General features: G+C 71.5%; 21 protein-coding genes. 13 read left to right on the top strand and 8 right to left on the bottom strand.

The features are described from left to right. The first annotated feature begins 76 nt into the window (after positions 1 to 76). Entirely contained in the window at positions 77 to 1039 is a 963-nt protein-coding gene (locus NL114_RS01775) for a WD40/YVTN/BNR-like repeat-containing protein (protein ID WP_254823089.1), read from the top strand. Positions 1040 to 1060: 21 nt separating this feature from the next. Here the strand turns inward: NL114_RS01775 and NL114_RS01770 are convergent, their stop codons facing one another. Continuing rightward, complete coding sequence (locus NL114_RS01770; RefSeq protein WP_254823088.1) at positions 1061 to 1363, bottom strand: hypothetical protein; 303 nt, start codon at positions 1361 to 1363, stop codon at positions 1061 to 1063. Positions 1364 to 1505: 142 nt separating this feature from the next. Here NL114_RS01770 and aceB point away from each other — a divergent pair, with 142 nt between their 5' ends. After that, the gene (gene aceB, locus NL114_RS01765) at positions 1506 to 2819 is read left to right on the top strand and encodes a malate synthase AceB (protein WP_254823087.1); all 1314 of its coding nucleotides are present in this window, start codon (positions 1506 to 1508) and stop codon (positions 2817 to 2819) included. Positions 2820 to 3128: 309 nt separating this feature from the next. Next, positions 3129 to 4385, top strand: a complete 1257-nt coding sequence (locus NL114_RS01760; RefSeq protein ID WP_254823086.1) for an archaellin/type IV pilin N-terminal domain-containing protein — start codon at positions 3129 to 3131, stop codon at positions 4383 to 4385. A gap of 24 nt (positions 4386 to 4409) precedes the next feature. Here the strand turns inward: NL114_RS01760 and NL114_RS01755 are convergent, their stop codons facing one another. From NL114_RS01755 to NL114_RS01740, 4 genes are all read right to left on the bottom strand, one after another. After that, entirely contained in the window at positions 4410 to 4598 is a 189-nt protein-coding gene (locus NL114_RS01755) for a hypothetical protein (RefSeq protein WP_254823085.1), read from the bottom strand. Further along, positions 4595 to 4789: a hypothetical protein gene (locus NL114_RS01750; RefSeq protein ID WP_254823084.1), complete on the bottom strand. Its 195-nt coding sequence runs from the start codon at positions 4787 to 4789 to the stop codon at positions 4595 to 4597. Before NL114_RS01750 ends, NL114_RS01755 begins: the two co-directional genes overlap by 4 nt. 77 nt (positions 4790 to 4866) lie before the next feature. After that, complete coding sequence (locus tag NL114_RS01745; RefSeq protein ID WP_254823083.1) at positions 4867 to 5676, bottom strand: aldo/keto reductase; 810 nt, start codon at positions 5674 to 5676, stop codon at positions 4867 to 4869. Further along, positions 5673 to 6482, bottom strand: a complete 810-nt coding sequence (locus NL114_RS01740; protein WP_254823082.1) for an SDR family oxidoreductase — start codon at positions 6480 to 6482, stop codon at positions 5673 to 5675. The genes NL114_RS01745 and NL114_RS01740 overlap by 4 nt, the downstream gene beginning before the upstream one ends. A gap of 183 nt (positions 6483 to 6665) precedes the next feature. Between NL114_RS01740 and NL114_RS01735 the strand changes: the two genes are divergently transcribed. The 6 genes from NL114_RS01735 to NL114_RS01710 all read left to right on the top strand — a co-directional run bounded on the left by NL114_RS01735 (position 6666) and on the right by NL114_RS01710 (position 13347). Continuing rightward, positions 6666 to 7694 carry a glycosyltransferase family 2 protein gene (locus tag NL114_RS01735; protein WP_254823081.1) on the top strand — a complete coding sequence of 343 codons (1029 nt, stop codon included), beginning with the start codon at positions 6666 to 6668 and terminating at the stop codon, positions 7692 to 7694. Continuing rightward, positions 7691 to 9316: a hypothetical protein gene (locus NL114_RS01730; protein WP_254823080.1), complete on the top strand. Its 1626-nt coding sequence runs from the start codon at positions 7691 to 7693 to the stop codon at positions 9314 to 9316. Before NL114_RS01735 ends, NL114_RS01730 begins: the two co-directional genes overlap by 4 nt. 66 nt (positions 9317 to 9382) lie before the next feature. Continuing rightward, positions 9383 to 10138 carry a phytanoyl-CoA dioxygenase family protein gene (locus NL114_RS01725; RefSeq protein WP_254823079.1) on the top strand — a complete coding sequence of 252 codons (756 nt, stop codon included), beginning with the start codon at positions 9383 to 9385 and terminating at the stop codon, positions 10136 to 10138. Positions 10139 to 10172: 34 nt separating this feature from the next. Then, positions 10173 to 11240, top strand: a complete 1068-nt coding sequence (locus tag NL114_RS01720) for an N-acetylneuraminate synthase family protein (protein WP_254823078.1) — start codon at positions 10173 to 10175, stop codon at positions 11238 to 11240. Positions 11241 to 11274: 34 nt separating this feature from the next. Further along, on the top strand, positions 11275 to 13014 hold the full coding sequence (locus NL114_RS01715) for a cytidylyltransferase domain-containing protein (RefSeq protein WP_254823077.1): 1740 nt from the start codon (positions 11275 to 11277) through the stop codon (positions 13012 to 13014). 54 nt (positions 13015 to 13068) lie between these two features. After that, positions 13069 to 13347: an amphi-Trp domain-containing protein gene (locus NL114_RS01710; RefSeq protein WP_254823076.1), complete on the top strand. Its 279-nt coding sequence runs from the start codon at positions 13069 to 13071 to the stop codon at positions 13345 to 13347. Positions 13348 to 13393: 46 nt separating this feature from the next. Here NL114_RS01710 and NL114_RS01705 read toward each other — a convergent pair whose 3' ends face one another. Both NL114_RS01705 and NL114_RS01700 read right to left on the bottom strand, forming a co-directional pair. Beyond that, positions 13394 to 13738: a BsuPI-related putative proteinase inhibitor gene (locus tag NL114_RS01705; protein ID WP_254823075.1), complete on the bottom strand. Its 345-nt coding sequence runs from the start codon at positions 13736 to 13738 to the stop codon at positions 13394 to 13396. 58 nt (positions 13739 to 13796) lie between these two features. Then, positions 13797 to 14972, bottom strand: coding sequence for a S8 family serine peptidase (locus NL114_RS01700; protein WP_254823074.1), 1176 nt, complete (start codon positions 14970 to 14972; stop codon positions 13797 to 13799). Positions 14973 to 15106: 134 nt separating this feature from the next. Between NL114_RS01700 and NL114_RS01695 the strand changes: the two genes are divergently transcribed. From NL114_RS01695 to NL114_RS01680, 4 genes are all read left to right on the top strand, one after another. Beyond that, positions 15107 to 15880 carry a DUF2797 domain-containing protein gene (locus NL114_RS01695; protein ID WP_254823073.1) on the top strand — a complete coding sequence of 258 codons (774 nt, stop codon included), beginning with the start codon at positions 15107 to 15109 and terminating at the stop codon, positions 15878 to 15880. A 70-nt stretch (positions 15881 to 15950) separates the two neighbouring features. After that, positions 15951 to 16421, top strand: a complete 471-nt coding sequence (locus NL114_RS01690) for a hypothetical protein (RefSeq protein WP_254823072.1) — start codon at positions 15951 to 15953, stop codon at positions 16419 to 16421. 88 nt (positions 16422 to 16509) lie between these two features. Next, positions 16510 to 17256: a DsbA family protein gene (locus tag NL114_RS01685; protein WP_254823071.1), complete on the top strand. Its 747-nt coding sequence runs from the start codon at positions 16510 to 16512 to the stop codon at positions 17254 to 17256. 4 nt (positions 17257 to 17260) lie between these two features. Further along, positions 17261 to 17710, top strand: a complete 450-nt coding sequence (locus NL114_RS01680) for a disulfide bond formation protein B (RefSeq protein WP_254823070.1) — start codon at positions 17261 to 17263, stop codon at positions 17708 to 17710. 1 nt (position 17711) lies between these two features. On the opposite strand, the gene NL114_RS01675 is transcribed toward NL114_RS01680, so the two are convergent. Continuing rightward, positions 17712 to 18584, bottom strand: a complete 873-nt coding sequence (locus tag NL114_RS01675) for an endonuclease III domain-containing protein (protein ID WP_254823069.1) — start codon at positions 18582 to 18584, stop codon at positions 17712 to 17714. Positions 18585 to 18614: the final 30 nt, after the last annotated feature.

Below are 18614 nucleotides of genomic sequence, written 5' to 3'. Positions count from 1 at the left end.
ACGGCCTTCGTGTCACGTACCGTCCATAAACGAGCTTCAGGAAAGCCTTACTCCGGGTCCGGGTCACGGGTCGAGCATGCTACTCGCTGGAACCGAGGACGGTGTTCACCGGGTCGAGGGCCTCGACAGCGGCGAGGCGACCGTTCGGACGGTGCTCGATGCGGGAGCCGTCATGCGTCTCCGAACGTTCGAGGCATTCGAGGGAGTGTTCGCGGCCACGGCGACGGGCCTGTACCACTCGACCGACGCCGAGCGGTGGGCGGACCTCGGCGTCCCGCAGGAACGGGTGTACGCTGTCGGGGCAGCCCCCGACGGTCGGCTGTACGCCGGCACGCGCCCCGCACATGTCTACGTCGCCCACCCGGGGGATGTGGACGACCTCGACGACCGCTCGTGGCGCGAACTCGATGGGTTCCAGGACCTCCCCTCGCGCGAGGAGTGGCGCCTGCCCCGCCACGAGGACCTCGCGCAGGTCCGGGACCTCCACGTCCACCCCGACGCGCCCGACCGCGTGACCGCCGGCGTCGAGGTCGGCGGCGTCCACGTCAGCGAGGACCGCGGGGAGACGTGGACCGAGCGCCGCGAGGGGGTCCACGACGATGTCCACGAACTCGCCGTGCTCGGCGCCGACGAGTTCGTCGCCGCGACGGGCTACGGGCTGTTCCACACGGACGACGCCGGGGCGTCGTGGACCCGGCTGGACGAGGGGTACGACCAGCGCTACTTCCGCTCGGTCGGCGTGGTCGGTGACGTGGTGTACGCCGGCGGGGCCCTCGCACACACGTCGACGTGGCTGGAGCCGGACGCCGACCCCGAACTGTTCGCCTGGCGCGGCGGCGACCGGGCCGAGCCCGTCTCGCATCCACGCCCCGACGAGACAGCCACCGGTATCACCGCGGCCGACGGCGACGTAGTCGTGGGGACCCACGAGGGGACGGTACTGCGCCGGACGGCCGGGGAGTGGACCGTCGTCGGAACGCTCCCGGCGACGGACGGGTTCGCGGGGAGCTACACGCCGCTGCTGGAGGTCAAGCGCTGACCCGGTCGGCTGGAGACGGGCTCAGAATATCTCGAACGAGCCCTGCTGCCGCTCGCGCTCCAGATGCTCGCGGTGGAACTCCCCGGTCATGCGGAGCATCGAGTCGGACATCTCGACCAGGTCGAGTATCGCGCCCGTCTCGTCGTCCGTGACGGTGTCACCCGGCGAGAGCTCGCGCCGGAGCCGGTCCGGGTCGGCACCGGTCTCCCTGGCGAAGTTCTGCAGGGAGATCGTCATCCGGAGCCGGACGATGTCCTTGCTGGCGTGGATAACCTCCGCACGATAGCCGTTCGCGTCCTGAAGCGTATCACCCTCCGAGAGCATCACCGGCCGTTCTGCCGCCGCCGGCAAGCCGTTTTCGCCGGGTCGGCTCCGGGAGTGGGAACGTCCGGCACGGTGGACGGCGCAGTTCCCGCACGTATCGAAACCTACACCTTCCGGACGCGTATCCCTCCGAGTGACTGATATGGCTGCACTCGACAAGCGGACCCACGACCGGAAGTTCGTGCGGACGTTCATGACGACGCCGACAGCTGTCAGCGATAAAGACGACACCGCGGAGATGCTCCGGAAGTCTATCCAGCTCCGCGGCATGCAGGCTCCCGACGTCTGGGTTCCGGACAACGAGGACGCCACGGCGCCGAACATGCGCGACGAGGGCGCCGAGAACATCGCCGAGGTGCTCGCCGAGGGCGGCGCCGACTTCCCCGGCGAGATCCACCCGCGCGTCGTCTGGCACCGCGACAGCCCGGAGACCCGCTACAAGGGCTTCCAGCACATGCTCCACATCGCGGACCCCGAGAACGGTGCCGTCGAGAACCTCGACGGCTTCGTCATCCCGGAGGTCGGCGACATCGACGACTGGAAGAAGGCCGACGAGTTCATGACCATCGTCGAGAACGAGCACGGTCTCGAAGAGGGGTCGCTCGCGATGAGCGTCATCATCGAGTCCGGCTCCGCCGAGCTCGCCATGGAGAAGCTCCGTGACGAGATGGGCAAGCCCTCGAACAACCTGCAGCGCCTCTTCCTGCTCGTCGACGGCGAGGTCGACTACACGAAGGACATGCGCGCCATCACGCCGACCGGCGCGCTGCCGGAGTGGAAGGAGCTGCGCCACAACACCTCCCGTGCCGCGAGCGCGGCCGGCCTCATCTCCGTCGACGGCCCGTACGACGACATCCGCGACGTGGACGGCTACCACGAGCGCATCACGGCCAACAACGCGATGGGGATGCTCGGCATCTGGTCCCTGACGCCCGGGCAGGTCGTCGAGGCCAACCGGAGCCCGCTCCCGCCGGCCGCCGGTTACTGGATCATCGACGCCGACGGCCGCGAGGTCGAACTCGAGAGCCAGGACGGCGTCGAGGTCTACTCCGGCGACCGCATCGAGCTCGAGGCGGAGGACGGCGGCTACGAGCTCGAGGTCGGCGGCGACGAGCTGTTCTTCGAGACCGAGGACGAGCTCCGCGAGGAGCTGCTCGACCTGCTCGACTACGTTCCCTCGATGGACGACATCGTCGACTCCATGGAGGAGTTCGAGGCCGCGAAGGAGGCCGGCAAGGGCGCCATCGCGATGACCCAGTCCGCCACCGTCTCCATCGACGGCGTCGAGGTCGACATCGCCAAGGACCGCATGTGGGACGAGGCGACCTACCAGGCCCTCATGACGCCGGTCGCGCTGTTCCAGGACGTCTACGAGAACCGCCCGGACCAGCACGACGACCTCGCCGAGCTGTACAGCGAGGACGTCGTCGAGCGGGCGATGGGCGTCGGGAACTGAAGCGGCCACGACCCACGTTCTCCGTTCTTTCACCTCTCCGGTAGCACCAGCAGTGGCTACGTGAGTTCTTGCTGAAAAGTATATTCAAAGGGCGAAAGACGAACATTGGGGGATAATTCTGCCACTCTGTGCTCTATGTCTGGGTTAGTGAAGATGTCTGCGTGACGCGCTGCTGCTCCTCGTCCTCTCTGGCGACGGCCCGTTCCACTCCGGTCCGACCGGCCGCACCCCAGCGCCCCCGACCTGTTTCGAGCCGCGAAAGTAGTCCCCGACCCTTTGTGTCCAGGAGTCCTACCGCGAGATATACCCGTGCGGTGTCTTCGACCGTCCGATCCGAGAGCCGTCTCGCCGGCCGTCGGCGTCGCGCTCATGCTCGCCATCGTCGTCGCGCTGGGCGTCGTCATCTCGGGGCTGGTGCTGGGGCTCGCGGATTCCGGGCCGGCGTCGCCGGAGAGTCGACTGGCGCTCCAGGGCGACGACTGTCCCGTCGACCTGGTCCATCGGCAGGGTGACACGCTCGACGGGGACCGGATTCGGCTCCAGGGGACCGAGCACGCTACACCACTGCAGGACCAGCGGTTCGAGGCCGGCGACAGCGTCACCGTGCGGCCGACCGCCGACGAGGTGACCGTCGTCTGGAACTCCCCCGACGACGGGTCGACGTACGTCCTCTCCCGTCTGGAGCCGCCCGGAGGGAGTGCGACCGCCTGCGGTGGCGTCCTCTACGCGGGTGACGGCGGCTCGCTGACCTCGATAGACACGGGAAGCGGCACGCTGGAGACGCTGTCCGTTCCCGGGAGTGTCGACGCGCTCGGCCCGGCGACGACCAACCTCCTCGACGACGGCGGGACGGACGTTCCCTACGTCGACGGCACGGACCGGGTCCGCGTGACCGGCCCCGACGGGTCGACCACGACGCTGGCGACGAGCGGCGACATCCCGGGCACCATCGAGGGCGCGAAGACCCGGCTGGCGACCGGCCGCTGGGACGGGAGCGACCCGTCGGTCCTCTTCGTGAACGAGAACCATGATACCCTCTATCGCGTCGCGGAGGGCGGAACGCCGACCGCAGTCGCCGCGCCGGGCGACGGCACCCAGGCGGTCGTCGGTATCGCCGACGTCGACGGCGACGCGGCCGACGAACTCGTGTTCGCCGACGGCAGCCAGCGGCTCCAGGCGCTCGACCCCGACGGAACCGTGACCGCGCTCGCCGACGGGCAGCTCGGGTCGAACAACGGCATCGGCGCGGGCGCGCTGGCCGACTTCGACGGAGACGGCATCCACCGCGCCGTCGGGGTGGACGGGAGCAATCAGGTGAAGCTGGTCGGAACCGGGACGGCTGCCGGTGGCGAGGCGACGACCACGCTCACGGGTGGCGTGGCCCGGAAGTCGCCGGCGACGGTCGCCGACGTGGATGGCGACGGCACGCCGGAGGTCGTCTTCGTGAGCAACGACAGCGAGAAGCTGAAGTACGTCGACGATGTCGGCGGCGCGAACACGGTGACGCTGCTCACCGACGCGGACGGCGACCCCATCCAGCGGTCCGAGGAGACTGGCGTGGTGTAGTCGAGGGCCACCGGTCCCGGAGCCCTACTCGTTGTAGAGTCGTCTGTACGCTGCGAACAGTTGGATCAGTACGACGATTGCACCGCCACCGACCAGCATGACGCCCGATGCGAATCGCGCTCGGCCAGCAGTGAGCAACACGGCGGATATGATGATGAAGAACAGCGCTGTCAGCCGAGAGAGGAAGTCGAGTTCGGCAGGCGAGAGACTCACGCCTGATCGGTCTCGAACCTGAACCGTCCCAGCGAGAAGGCGAGCAGAGCGACGACGGCCGACCCGCCCAGTGCAAGCAGGCCGCTGGTAGAGAGGCCGCCGGTGAGGATGAGCGCCCCAACGGCCATCATCGCGACACCGACCAGGAAGATGGTGAACTGCTCGATGCCGATACCATCCTCGATTCTCATGGCTCGGAATTGCCGGGCAAGGAATATATTCCCATCGGTGGCCGAGGTCCCGGTTCGAGCGTCCGGTGGCGACCAGGTCAGTCCCACGGCGCACTCGGCGGGTTCACGCAGCGATGGCGGTCCTCGATGGCCGAGATGCGCGCCACCTGGTCGTCCGTGAGCGTCACCGACTGCGACTCGAAGTTCTCCGCGAGGTGGCCGCCGGTCGTCTTCGGGATGGCGGCGACGTTGCGCGCGCGGAGCCACGCGAGACAGACCTGTCCGGGCGTGGCGTCGACCTCGTCGGCGACCTCCTGCACCACCGGATGGTCGAGTGCCTTCCCCCGCGCAATCGGGGAGTACGCCACGGGGAGCACGTCGCGCTCGTGGCACGCCTCGACCAGGTCCTCCTGCGGGAGCAGCGGGTGGCACTCGAACTGGTGGGCGACCGGACGGTGGTCGGCGTGGGCCACGAACTCGTCGAGCAGCTCGACCGTGAAGTTCGAGACGCCGACGGTGCGGGCGGTCCCCTCGTCGACGAGGTCGTCCAGCGCCCGCGTCGTGTCTTCGGGGTCGTACGCGGCGCGGGGCCAGTGGACGTAGACGAGGTCCGGCGCCCGGCCGAGGCGGTCCTTCGAAGCCCGGACCGAGGAGACGCAGTCCTCGTACGAACAGTTCTCCGGCGCGACCTTGGTGGCGAGGAAGACGTTCTCGTCGGGGTCGACCCGACGGATGCCACGCCCGACCTCGAGTTCGTTGTCGTACAGCTGGGCGGTGTCGACGTGGCGGTAATCCGTCTCCAGGGCGTCGGCCACGACCTCCGTACAGGTGTCGCCGGTCAGCTTCCAGGTGCCGAGGCCGAGGGCGGGCACGTCGTCGGGCGTCGGCGCGGGTTCGTCGGCGGTCATTGTGCGGTCCACCCCCCGTCGACCGCGATGTTCTCACCCGTGACGTACGAGGCCGCATCGGAGACGAGGTAGACGACCGCGCCCGCGATGTCCTCGGGATCGGCCATGCGCTCCATCGGCGTCCGGTCCTCGTACGCGGCCACGAACTCCGGGTCCTGCTCGTCGAAGACGCCGCCCGGCGAGACGGCGTTCACCCGGACCTCGGGGGCGAACTCGGAGGCGAGATAGCGCGTGAGGTTGAGGATGCCGCCCTTGCTGGCGGAGTAGTGCGCCGGGCTCGGCGGCATGTTCGCCTCTTCGTAGACCCGGAAGTCGGGCGCGACCATCCCGTAGGTCGAGCCGAAGTTGACGACTGCGCCGCCGTCGCGGACTGCGTCGTCCGGGTCGGACTGGCCGGCGGTCCCGGCACCGTCGGGGTGCATCCGGCGGATGGCCTCCCGGGAGAGGGTGGCGGTGGCCGTGAGCTGGGCGTCGACCTGCTCGCGCCAGTCGCTTTCGTCGCGCGCGAGGAAGGCGTCGCCGTAGGCCGCGTCCCGCGGGTAGGCGGCATGGACGGCGGCGTCGATGCGGTCGAAGCCGTCGATGACTGCGTCGTAGAGTTTGCGGATAGAGGTCTCGTCGGTCACGTCCACGTGGTGGTAGGTGCCGTCGATGTCGTCGGCCACGCGCCGGCCGGCGTCGCGGTCCACGTCGGCGACCACGACCTCGGCGCCGTGGTCGGCCAGCGCCCCGCAGACGGCGGGACCGATACGCCCGGCGCCCCCGACCACCACGACGACCTCGTCCGTCAGGTCGAACAGTGTCATGGCCGGGGGTTCTCCCGGCGGGAGCATAAAGCCGGGAGGCCGGAATCACCGGGAACCGCATCCGGCGGGACCGACGCCCGACCGCGAACGCGCCCGACGGGACCGACGCCCGACCGCGAACGCGCCCGACGGGACCGACGCCCGACCGCAACGCTAACGGCACGCGACCCACACCGCTCGGCAGTGACCGGTCCCGAATCCGAGGCGGCAGGGACAGCCGGGACGGCCGTCGCGGCGCCGCCCGAGCGCCCGCGCGACGCGCTCGTCTCCGTCGTCGTCCCGACCTACGAGCGGGCCGACCGGGTCGGCGGGGCCATCGAGAGCGCGCTCGACCAGAGCCACGACCGTCTGGAGGTCGTCGTGGTGAACGACGGCTCCACCGACGACACCCGCGCCGTCGTCGAGGGGTTCGCCGAGCGCCACGACCGGGTTCGGGCGCTCCACAACGACACCAACCGCGGTATCAGTCACACGCGCAATCGCGGCATCGGGGCCGCGCGCGGTGCGTACGTCTGTCAGCTCGACGACGACGACCGGTGGCGCTCCCGGAAGGTCGAGCGCCAGCTCGCCGCGCTCGCCCGGCTCCGCGAGCGCGACGACTGTGACCCGGCAGACTACTGCGGTGTCTACTGCGGCGGCGTGGTCCGCGACGGCGACGGCGCGGTCGTCCGCCGTGTCAACACCGGCGCGGCGGGGGATTGCTGGCCCGAGGTGCTCGTCCGATTCGATATCCGGCCCCACTCCGGCCATCTCGTCCGGCGCGACTGCCTGCGGGCCGTAGGCGGTTACGACGAGTCGTTCCCGCGCGGCGTCGACTGGGACCTCACGGTCCGCCTCTGCAGGCGCTGGCGCTGGGCGTACGTCCCCGAACCGCTCGTCGAGCGCCGCTACGCCGACGACAACGTCTCCGGCGACGCCGCGTTCGGCGACCCCTCCTACGAGGTGCGTATCCGTGAACGGCTCCGGGAGAAGTACCTCGACGACCTCGAATCGCATCCCGAAGCACGGCGGCGGTTCGAGGCGATGCTCGCGAAGCAACGGGGCCTCGCCGCGCTCGAACGACGCGACCGCCGCGAGGCCGTCCGCCGGTTCGCCCGCACGGTGCGGCTCGCACCCGAACCGACACACGCCGCGATGCTCGGCCTCGCGTCGCTCGGCCGGCGCCCGTACCGGCTCGCGTGGCGTGCGAAGCAGGCGGTCGCGGGGCCATGAGCGGGGACGGAGCACGCGACGGGGGCGCCCCGGAGCGAGATACCGACGACTGGACGCTCGCGGCCGTCACCGACGCGCTGCTCGCCGTCGAGGCGGACCTCGACCTCCTGTCCCGGACGGCGGACGGCTGTCGCTACTGGGCCCACGTCCGGTTCGATGCCCAGCAGCGGCTCCTCGAACGGACGGGGGCGACCGACCGTGCCCACGGCTCCGGCGGCCTGACGACGGCTGACCGCGCCCGGCGTATCCTGGGTGGGCTCCGACCGTCACGGAACCCGTGGCTGGCGCCGGATGCCGACCTCCTCGTGTGGGGCCACGAGCGTCGGACTCGGCGCGATGAGGTGTGGCACGACCGCTACTGCGACCCGTTGCTGGACGCGTTCGATGGAGGCGGAACCGAAAGCGGCGGCGAGCGCTCGTGGACCTTCGTCGAGGCGCCCCACGAGGGCGAGCACCTGACGCCGGCGCGGACGGACGGTGTCCGGTATCTCGACCCGGTCCTCTACGGTGCGGGGCTCGCGGACCATCTGGGCGATCCGGCCGACGAACTCCCGGCGAGCGAGCGGACGAAGCTGCGTACCGCCGAGGCACGCCTCCGTGCGGCCGTCGGCACGGCGCCGGACCTCGTGGCGATGGTCGGCCGGCGTCTCGCGCGGCGGCGGCTCGAGCGCCCCGCGTTCCGCGCGCTCCTCCGGCGCGTCGACCCGGACCTCGCGGTCGTGACCGTGTGGTACACGAAGCCGACGTTCGTCGAGGTCTGTCGGGAGGAGGGGGTCCCGGTCGCCGAGCTCCAGCACGGGGTGATGAGCCCGTACCACCTCGGGTACGCGTACCCCGACAGCGACGCCCCGGGCTGGACGGGGTCGCCGAGCGTCTTCCCGGACTACCTCCTCTCGTGGGGCGAGCACTGGGCCGACCTCTGTCCGCTCCCCCTGCCCGCGGAGCGTGTCCTGCCGGTCGGCTACCCGGAACTCGAACGCGGCCGCGAGCGATACGCCGAGACGAGGACCCGGGACCGAGTGACGTTCATCTCGCAGGGGACCGCCGGCGTCCGGCTCTCGCGGGTCGCGTGCGAGGTGGCCGACCGGCTCGCCGATCGGGCGGACGGCCCCGGTGACGGCCCGGAACTCGTCTACAAACTCCACCCCTCCGAGTACGACCGCTGGCGCGACCGGACGCCGTGGCTGGTCGATGCCCACGAGGCAGGGCGGCTCCGCGTCGTCGCGGACCCCTCGGCCGACCTGTACGAGCTGTTCGCCACGAGCCGGGCGCAGGTCGGTGTCTACTCGACGGCGCTGTTCGAGGGGCTGGCCTTCGGCTGCGAGACGCTGCTCGTCGACCTGCCGGGGGTCGCGTACATGGACCGGCTCGTCGAGGCCGGCGCCGCGACGGTGCTCCCGGACGCCGCGGCCGTCGCCGAGGCCATCGCGGCTGGTGGCGACGACGATGCCGCGGACACCGAGGCCTCCGCCCCGGCGTTCGGCCCGGATGCCCCCGCCCCGGCGTTCGACCCGGATGCCCCCGCCCCAGCGTTCGACCCGGACGCGTACTTCCGGCCGGACGCGACCCGCCACGCGGTCCGGACGCTCGACCGGCTGGCGGCCGAGGGACGGCGGCGGTGAGGGGGACGGCGGCGGTGAGCGCCCACGACGAGAAAAGCACTTACAGCGCAGGCGAGTGCGTGTGGTATGGCTACCGTCACCGACGCCGAGGGGGAGGCGGCGCTCGACCTCGACGCGGACGCCGGGACGTTCGCGGATACGCTGGCCGCCGACGGTGTCGTCGTGGTGGAGGACTTCCTCGCACCGTCGCTCTGTGACGAGATCCGCGAGCGCGTCGAGACACGGCTCGACGACCTCCCGCGCGCCGGCCCGGACGACGATTACGGCTCGCTCTCGACGCGCGGCGAGCCGGTCGTCAGGGAACGGACCGGCGAGAACGACGACGGGATGCTGGACGTGTTCAACATGGACCTCGCGGTCCCGGCGCTGGCACAGCGCAAGCGCGACCGCTTCGTCGCCGAGATCGTCAACGACGCGGCCGGGGCGCGTTACACCCCGGACAACCTCAACGTGTACGTCAACCGCGGCGTCACGGACACCCGGGACTTCCACGCCGACACCTACGCGGGCAAGTTCAAGGCGTTCGTCTACCTGACCGACGTACCCGACGAGCGCTACGGCCCGTTCCAGTACATTCCGGGGAGCCACGAGCCCTCCGTCCTGCGGAAGAAGGCCGCACAGCTCGTCAACCGGGTCCGCGGGGACCCGCCCACCGACGGCGTGTTCCACGACGAGGACGACGCCCTCGTCTGCACGGCCCCGAAGGGAACGCTCATCGTCGCGAACCAGGCCGGGCTCCACCGCGGGACCCCGCAGGAGCCGGGCTTCGAGCGCATGCTCGCGACCACCTCGTACACGCCGGCGGGCGCCGACCACCACTGATGATGCGCAGACCACCGACACCCACCACCCACTGATGCCGGACGAACGCGACATCGAGCCGGTCCACATCGGCGATAGGGCGGTCGGCCCGGGCGAGCCGGCCTACGTCATCGCCGAGGCCGGGGCCAACCACGACGGCGAACTGGCGAAGGCGAAGCGACTCGTCGACGCGGCCGTCGAGAGCGGCGCCGACGCCGTCAAGTTCCAGAACTACTCCGCGGACACCCTCGTCACGCGCGACGCACCGAAGTACTGGGGCGAGGGCACACAGTACGAGAAATTCGCGGAACTGGACGTCCTCGAGCGCTCGGACTACGAGGCGATGGCGGCTCACGCCCGCGAGCAGGACATCACCTATCTCTCGACGCCGTTCGACCACGCGGCGGTCGACCTGCTCGACGACCTCGACGTGCCCGCGTACAAGATTGCGTCGGGCGACCTCACCCACCATCCGCTCCTCCGGGACGTGGCCTCGCGGGGCGAACCAGTCATCCTCTCGACCGGGATGGCGACACTCGCGGAGATCCGCGAGGCCGTCGGCGTCATCGAGGACGCCGGGAACGACGACATCGTGTTGCTCCACTGCATCACGAAGTACCCGACCGACATCGAGGACGCGAACTTGCGGATGATGTCGACCCTGATGGCCGAGTTCGACTACCCCGTCGGCCTCTCGGACCACACCATCGGGACCACCGTCCCGGTCGCCGCGGCCGCGATGGGTGCCGCCATCATCGAGAAGCATTTCACCTACGACACGTCGCTGGAGAAGAGCCCGGACCATCGGCTCTCGGCCGACACGGAGGTCATGCGCGACATCGTCGACCGGACCCGCGAGGTCCACGCCGCGATGGGTCGGGCCGAGCAGGGGCCGACCGAGGTCGAGGCCGACGGGATGCGCCTGGCGCGGCGCTCGCTCGTCACCGACCGCGCCATCGAGGCGGGCGAGCGCATCCGGCGGGCGGACCTCGCGGTGAAGCGACCGGGGACCGGCCTCGCCCCGAAACTGCTGTTCGAGGTCGACGACGAGGCGTGGCGCGCGACCCGGGACCTACCCGCCGACGAGGTGCTGGCGGCCGAGGACATCGAGCGGGAGCACTGACGACGACCGAGGACGCCGACGACGGCACCACACCATGGACCCGACCGACCCACTCTGCATCGTCCCCGCGCGCGGGACCTCCCCCGGCCTGCCGAAGAAGCATTTCAAGCAGCTCGCCGGGAAGCCGGTCCTCGCACACACGGTCGAGACGGGACTCTCGTGCCCGGGCATCGAGGAGGTGCTCGTCACGACGGAGGACGAGGCGCTGGCCGACCTCGCGCGGGAGCACGGCGCCCGGGTCCCGTTCCTCCGCCCCGAGCGACTGGCCACGGACGCGCTCCTCCACGAGGTCGTCGCGCACGCCGTCGAGGAGATGCGCGCGGAGCGACCGGTCACGGCGGCGACGCCCATCGTCGTCCTCCAGCCGAACGTCCCGTTCCGGCGGGTCGCCGACGTGGAGACGGCAATCGAGCGGTTCCGGGACGGCCACGAGGCGGTCATCAGCGTGGCCGAGGAGCGGCGCTTCTTCTGGCAGGCACGCGACGACGGGGCGAGCGCGACCGGGGACGACGGGAGCGATGCGGACGACGGGGTCGGCGTGGGCGGAGACGCCGGGAGCGGTGAGAACCACGGAGCCGGGCGGCTCGAACCGCGTTTCGACGAGCGCGCGCTCCGGGCGGACCTCGAACCGTTCTACCGGGAGACGGGCTCCATCAACGTCACCTCGACGGCCCTGCTCGAACGGGGGACCCGGGTCGGTGAGGCGCCGGGCTACGTCGTCACCGACCGGCTCTCCTCGCTGGCCATCGACGGCGTCGTGGACCTGTGGCTGGCCGAACGGCTCGCGCAGGGCCCGCGCGTCGTCTTCCGCGTCGACGGGGGCGGGGGGCGCGGGCTGGGGCACGTCTCGCGGTGTCTCACGCTGGCCGCGGAGCTGGAGCGGACGCTCCGCGCGGCGCCGACCTTCGTCTGTCGGGCCGACTACCCCGCGGGGGTCGCCGCCATCCGGGACGCCGGGCGCGAGGTCCAGGTGGTCGACCCGGACGAGCGCGACCCGCTCGCGCCCGTCACGGCGATGGACCCGGACCTCGTGTTCCTGGACGTACTGGACACGGACCCCGAGCGGGTGCGCCAGCTCCACCGGACCGCCGCCGCGGTCGTCAACCTGGAGGACCTCGCGGGCGGCCCCGAGTCCGCCGACCTCGTCGTGAACGCGCTGTACGAGCCCGAACTCGTCGAGGGGGGTGACAACCACCTCGCGGGCGCGGAGTACTTCGTCCTGCGCGAGGAGTTCCGCGACCGCCCGCTCGAAGTACCCGAGACGGCCGAGCACGGCCTGCTGACGTTCGGCGGGAGCGACCCCGCGGGGCTGTCGGCGCTCGCCGTCGCGGCGGTGGCCGGGGACGGCCGCGAGTACCGGCTCGTCCGCGGGCCCGATTTCGACGACGCCGACCTCGACGACGCGCTGGCCGGGGCGCCGAACGTGGCCGCCGTCACGGACCCGGAGATGGGTGCGGTGATGGAGTGGGCCGACTTCGCGGTCTGCTCGGGCGGGCGGACGGCCTACGAACTCGCGGCGACCGGGACGCCGACGCTCGTCCTGGCGCAGAACGACCGCGAGCACGAACGGATGGCGGCGCTCGGCGAGCGCGGCGTCGTCGGCTACCTCGGCGACGGCCGCGGGATGTCGGCCGGGGCCCTGCGGACGGCCGTCGACGACCTCGCTGCGGACCGCGAGCGCCGGCGGCAACTGGCCGAGCGCGCCAGGGAGTTCGTCGACGGCGCGGGTACCCGGCGCATCCTCGATGCCGTCCACGAGGCACTGCTGGGGTGAGAATGGATTGCGGGAGTCGATACGCGTATCCCATCCGACAGTCTACCTCCGGGTATGCCCGAAGAAGTGCTGTTCGAGACGGAGTCGATGCGGAGCCGGTCGGAGGTCGCCGCCTACCTGCGCGATGTCGCGGACGCGCTGGAGTCCGACGGTGCCGTCACGCTGAAATCCGGGGACCAGTCGGTCTCCGTGACGCCGCCCAACCGGGTGGAGTTCGAGGTGAAGGTCGAGCGCGAGGGACCGGCCAGCGGCCCCGGCGAGCTCGGGCTCGAGCTGGAGCTGGAGTGGGACGAGGACGCCCCCGTCGACGGCGAGGAGCTCTCCATCGAGTGAGCCCCGTCGCGCGGCCGAGCGCCGCGGGACTACGCGGCCCGGGGACTCAGACCGAGAAGGGCGTCTCCGCGCGGACCTCGCTCTCGCGGACGCGGAGTTCGCCGATGGCGGTGTAGTCGCCGGGCTCGGGAGCCGGCCACTCGGCCTCGAACGTGGCCGACTCGCCGGGCGCGAACTCGGCCGGGCGGAGCGCCTGCGCGAACATCCGGCCGTCGGACCAGCGCCACACCTCCTCGCCGCCGGGCGTCAGCACGGCGAAATCCGCGTCGCCGCTGTCGCGGAAGGTCACGCTGACGGGGTCGTGACCGGCGTTCTCGACGACCAGCGTGAACTGCACCTGCTGGCCGTCGCCGTCGACCGTGACCTCCAGCGACGCGTCGAGCGGTGACACGGCCGGAGCATACGACCCCGGGGAGAAAGCGTTTGTGCGGGTTCGACGGGCTGCCGGGCTACCGCTGCAGCGCCGCTGGGACATCCAGCAGGCCGGCGCCCGTCTCGGCCACCTCCCGACCGATGTCCTCGGCCGTGTAGAGCAGTCGTTCCTCCGTCCGTGCGGGGTCGTGGCCGGCTGCACGGAGCAGCGCGGCGGCCCCGGTGACGTGGGGGGTCGCCATCGACGTGCCGCTCTTCTCCGTGTAGCCTGCACCGAGGTCGGTCGAGCGGACGTCGACGCCCGGCGCGGCGATGTCGACGCCCGGTCCCGTCGAGGAGAAGCCGGCCACGTCGTCGTCGGCATCGGTCGCGCCGACGCCGATGGTCGTGGGCAGCTTCCCGGGCGCGGCCACGCAGTCCGAACACGGGCCGTAGTTGCCGGCTGCCGCCACGAGGACGACCCCGCGCTCGCGGGCGAACGCGCAGGCGTCACGGAGCATCCGGGTGCCCGATGCGGCCGTGGTCTCGACGCTGAGGTTCACCACGTCCCAGCCCTGCTCCGCGGCGAGTTCGACACCACGGGCCAGGTCGGCGTTGTAGCCGACCCCGGCCGCGGTGAGCGCCTTGACCGCGTGGACGGTCACCCCGGGTGCGACCCCGACGACGCCGCCGGAGTCGTCGGTCGCGCCGACCGTCCCGGCGACGTGGGTGCCGTGTCCGTTGTCGTCCTGTCCCGCGGGTGCCGCGGCCCCGGTGACCCAGCTCCCGACCGTGGTGAAGCTCTCACCGACACGGCCGAGCAGGTCGGGGTGTGTCGCGTCGATACCCGTGTCCACGACGCCGACGTGGGCCCCTTCGCCGGTCGCGTCGACAGCCGTCGCCCCGACACGCTCGATGCCGTACGGGGCGGTCTGGGTGTCCTCGGACTCGACGGGCCCCGACCCGTCCACCCGGACCTCCCCGTCGACCTCGACGTAGCGCACGTCGTCGCGCGACCGGAGGTCCGGAATCGCCACCTCGGGGACGGTCGCCGTCAGCGCGTCGAACGCGTAGGTCCGGTGGACCGTCGCTGCGGCCGCCCGAATCGCCTGCTCCCCGCCCGGCCGGACACCGACGTTCACGCGCGTGGTCGCGCCACCATCGCGACCATCGCGCCCGTCGGCCGCTCCGAGACCAGCACCGAGACCGACCGCCGTCGTTCCCGCACCGATCGCCTGCAGTACCGCCCGCCGACTCCGTCCACCCTGTCTCATACCACCACCGACGGGTCGCCGGTCCGTATCCCCCCGTGCCATCACAATGTATCAAAGAATAGCCGTATCTGCGCCACCATTTATCAGTACAGCGGCGACGGCACCTCTTTTGCCGTCCCCCACGAACACCACGTGTGCAGTTCGTCGGCTACGACCGGTCCCCCGACCCCGCGCTACAGCTCGCCGCCGGGGGTCCCGTCGAGCGTGTAGCGCTGGTGTCGGGTGCCTCCCTGGAGTACGGGCTCGGGGAGCGCCACTGCGCGGGCGCGCTGGTCGCCGAGGGCGGGGACGGTGGGGCCGAACTGCAGCACCGCTCGTGTGCCGCGTCGCGGGCCCCGTACTGCCGTGACCACACCTCGACGTGGGCCTGCGCCCGTTGTACGGGGAACTGCGACATGCCGCTGGAGAACTGCGGCCGCGAGCACGTCTGCTACCTCGCCGCCTTCGCACCGGACACGTTCAAGGTCGGCGTCACGAAGCCCGAGCGCCTGGAGACCCGCCTCCGCGAGCAGGGCGCCGACCGCGCCGCGCTGATCGAACACTTCCCCGACGGCCGGGCCGCACGACGTCGGGAGGCCGCGCTCGCCGACCGCCTGCCGGACCGGGTCCGGACGCCGACGAAGGTGGCAGCCCTCGCGCGGACGGTGGACGCCGGGGCGTGGGAGGCACTGCTCGCGGAGTTCGACCCGCTGGAGACGTTCGACCTCGACTACGGCTTCACCGTCGACGACCGGCCGGTCCGCGAGACGCTCGCGACTGGAACGGTCGTCGGCGTGCAGGGCCGACTGCTTGTACTGGAGAACGCGGGCAGCACCTACGCCGTCGACCTGCGCGACCTGCTGGGTCACGAGGTCACGGACGGCGCGGGTGACCGGGATATCCAGTCGTCGCTCGGGAGGTTCGGGTAGCAGCGATACCGGACCGGGGGTTACCGACGATTCCCGCATGTTTTTCCGTGGCGCACCGATACCGGGAGGTATGACGGACGAACCCGAAGATACGGACAAGCCGGCCGAGAACAGCGGCGAGGACGGTGGCGAGAACGGCGGCGAGGAGAAGTCCTTCCGCGAGCGCGTCGAGGAGATCCGACAGCAGCGCGCCGAGGAGCGCGAGGGCGAGGGCGGCGAGGGGCAGAGCCCCGAGGAGCGCATGGAGGAGATGATGGGCGGCGGTGGCCCGCCCGGGATGGGTGGCGAGGGCGGTGGCCCGCCGGGCATGGGCGGCGGTGGCGGCGGCAACCCGTTCGCGCAGATGATGGGCGGCATGATGGGCGGTGGCGGCCCCGGCGGCGCGCTCGGCGGCTCGCCCGGTGGCCCCGAGGGCCGCGGGCGCGACGAGGGCGGCCAGGACAACGAGGAACTCGTCCGCGAGGTCCGGAAGGTCCGGGACGAGCTCCACGACATCCGCCGCGAGGTCGAGCGCGTGGCGGACGCGCTCGAGGACCGGTAACGGACGATTCGGCGGGTCGTACCCGTTCGGCCGACGTTTTCGAGAGTCCGACCAGAAGATTGAGACACCGGACCGTGCAAGCGCGGCCATGACCACTCGACGTACCTTCCTCGCGGCCGCCGGAACGACCGCCGCCGCGGGACTGACCGGTTGCACCGAACTGGGCGGTGGCGACGGTGATGACGGTGGCGACGGTGGCGATGGCGATGGCGGAAGCGGGAACCAGGGCACGCCGAACGGCCCCGTGGCGACCGCGCCCGTCCCGGACGATCCCGGGGCGACCACCTACGCCCGGATGGATGCCGGGGCGTCGACGACCATCACGTATCTCGGCAACTGGAAATGCCCGTTCTGCGCGGAGTTCTCGACGGGCTCGGACCGGGTGCTGTCGCTGGGCACCATCGTCTCCGACTACGTCGCCCCCGGCGACCTCGCGCTGGAGTACCGGGCGCTCTCCTACACCGGCGACGGCGAGCCGTTCCTCGGCCCCGACGCCCCCCGCGCCGCGCGGGCTGGCCTCGCCGTCTGGAACGTCGACCCGGATAACTACTGGCGGTACCACGAGCACGTGATGGCGAACCAGCCGGCCGAGAGCAAGCGCTGGGCGACGAAATCGAAGCTCGTCGAGTTCGCCCGCGAGGCCGGCGTCTCCGACCCGGAGGCCGTCGGCACGGCCATCGGCGGCGGCGAGTACGAGAGCGAGGTCCGCGCCAACACGGAGTTCGCCGCCAACAGCGGCGTCGAGGGGACACCCGCCGTCGTCGTCGGTGACGCTTCGTACAGCCCGTTCGAGCCCGATAGCCTGCGGAGCGCGCTCGAAGGAGCGACCGAGTGAGACGATGGCCGGCGAGACCGGGGGACCGCCGGGTGAGGTCGCCATCGACTCGCGGTCCCTGCTCGTGCTGGCGACACTCGTCGCGACCGTCGCGACGGCCGGGAGCCTCTGGTTCTCGCTCGGCCTCGGGCTGGTGCCGTGCGAGCTCTGCTGGTACCAGCGCGTCCTGATGTACCCGCTCGTGGTCGTGCTCGGCGTGGGAGTCGCGGAGTCGCGACCGGCGGTCTGGCGGACGGTCCTCCCGCTGGCCGTTTCCGGTCTCGTCGTCGCGGCGTACCACAGCTACCTGCAGGCGACGACCGTGGCCTGCGGTTTCGAGGGTGACTGCGCGGCGGTCCTGTGGCGCGCCCCCGTCGCCGGCCTCACGATTCCGAACCTGTCTCTGGTGGCGTTCGGACTCGTGGCTGGGCTGGGCGGCGTCGTGGCGGCCCGGGAACGCGGACTGCTCGGCTGAGTCAGTTCGCGCCGGCCTCGGGGGCCTCGGCCGGGTCGACCACCTCGCCCGTGGCGGGGTAGACACCGACCTGGTCGCAGACATCGGCCATCGGACACGCGTCCGGGTCCTCGAGACAGGCGGGCTTGCGGGCCGTGCAGAACTCGCGGCCGAACTGTATCATCGCGGTGTGGCCGAAGCCGCACTTCTCGGCCGGAACGTCGCGTTCGAGCGCCGCGCGGACGCCCTCGTGGTCGGCGTCGGCCGGCGCGAGCCCCAGCCGCCGGGCGATACGGTGGACGTGCGTGTCGACGGGGAAGACACCGCCGCGTCCACCGGAGAACAGCAGCACGCAGTCGGCCGTCTTCGGCCCGACACCCTTCATGTCCAGCAGCGCGCCGCGCACGGTCGTCGGGTCCTCTCCGGTGACGAACGCGTCGAAAGCGTCGGCACCCCCGTACTCGTCGCGGACGCGCCCGGCGAGACGGATGAGCGTCTCGGACTTCCGGTTGTAGAGGCCGGCCGACGAGATGGTCTCGGCCAGTTCGTCCTGCGCGGCCGCGGCGAGAGCGGCAGCCAGGTCGCCCTCCTCGTCGGGCCCGCCACGCCCGTACTGCTCCATCAGTGCGTCGTGGGCCGGCTGGGAGGCCTTGTCCGAGGTGTTCTGCGAGAGGACCGTCCGGACGAGACACTCGAAGGCGGCCTGCCCGCCGTACGCCTTCCGCCAGTAGCGCTCACCGAGGCGGTCGACGACGGCCTCGGCACGGGTCGCCGGGTCGGCCGCCGGCTCGAACGGGTGGGCATGGCCGCCCCCGGAGTCACCCCCCGAGATGTTCTCGGTCGGCTCCGGGTCCGACGCGGGGTCGCTGGAACCGTCTCCGGGCTGCTCGCTCATGGCCGAACCGTGGGGTGGCGGTGCCATAGG

Origin of the sequence: Haloglomus halophilum, from assembly GCF_024298885.1 — an archaeon.
Classification (GTDB): Archaea; Halobacteriota; Halobacteria; order Halobacteriales; family Haloarculaceae; genus Haloglomus; species Haloglomus halophilum.
Note: the sequence above shows the minus strand (reverse complement) of the source record. Positions and strands in the feature narration are given on the sequence as shown.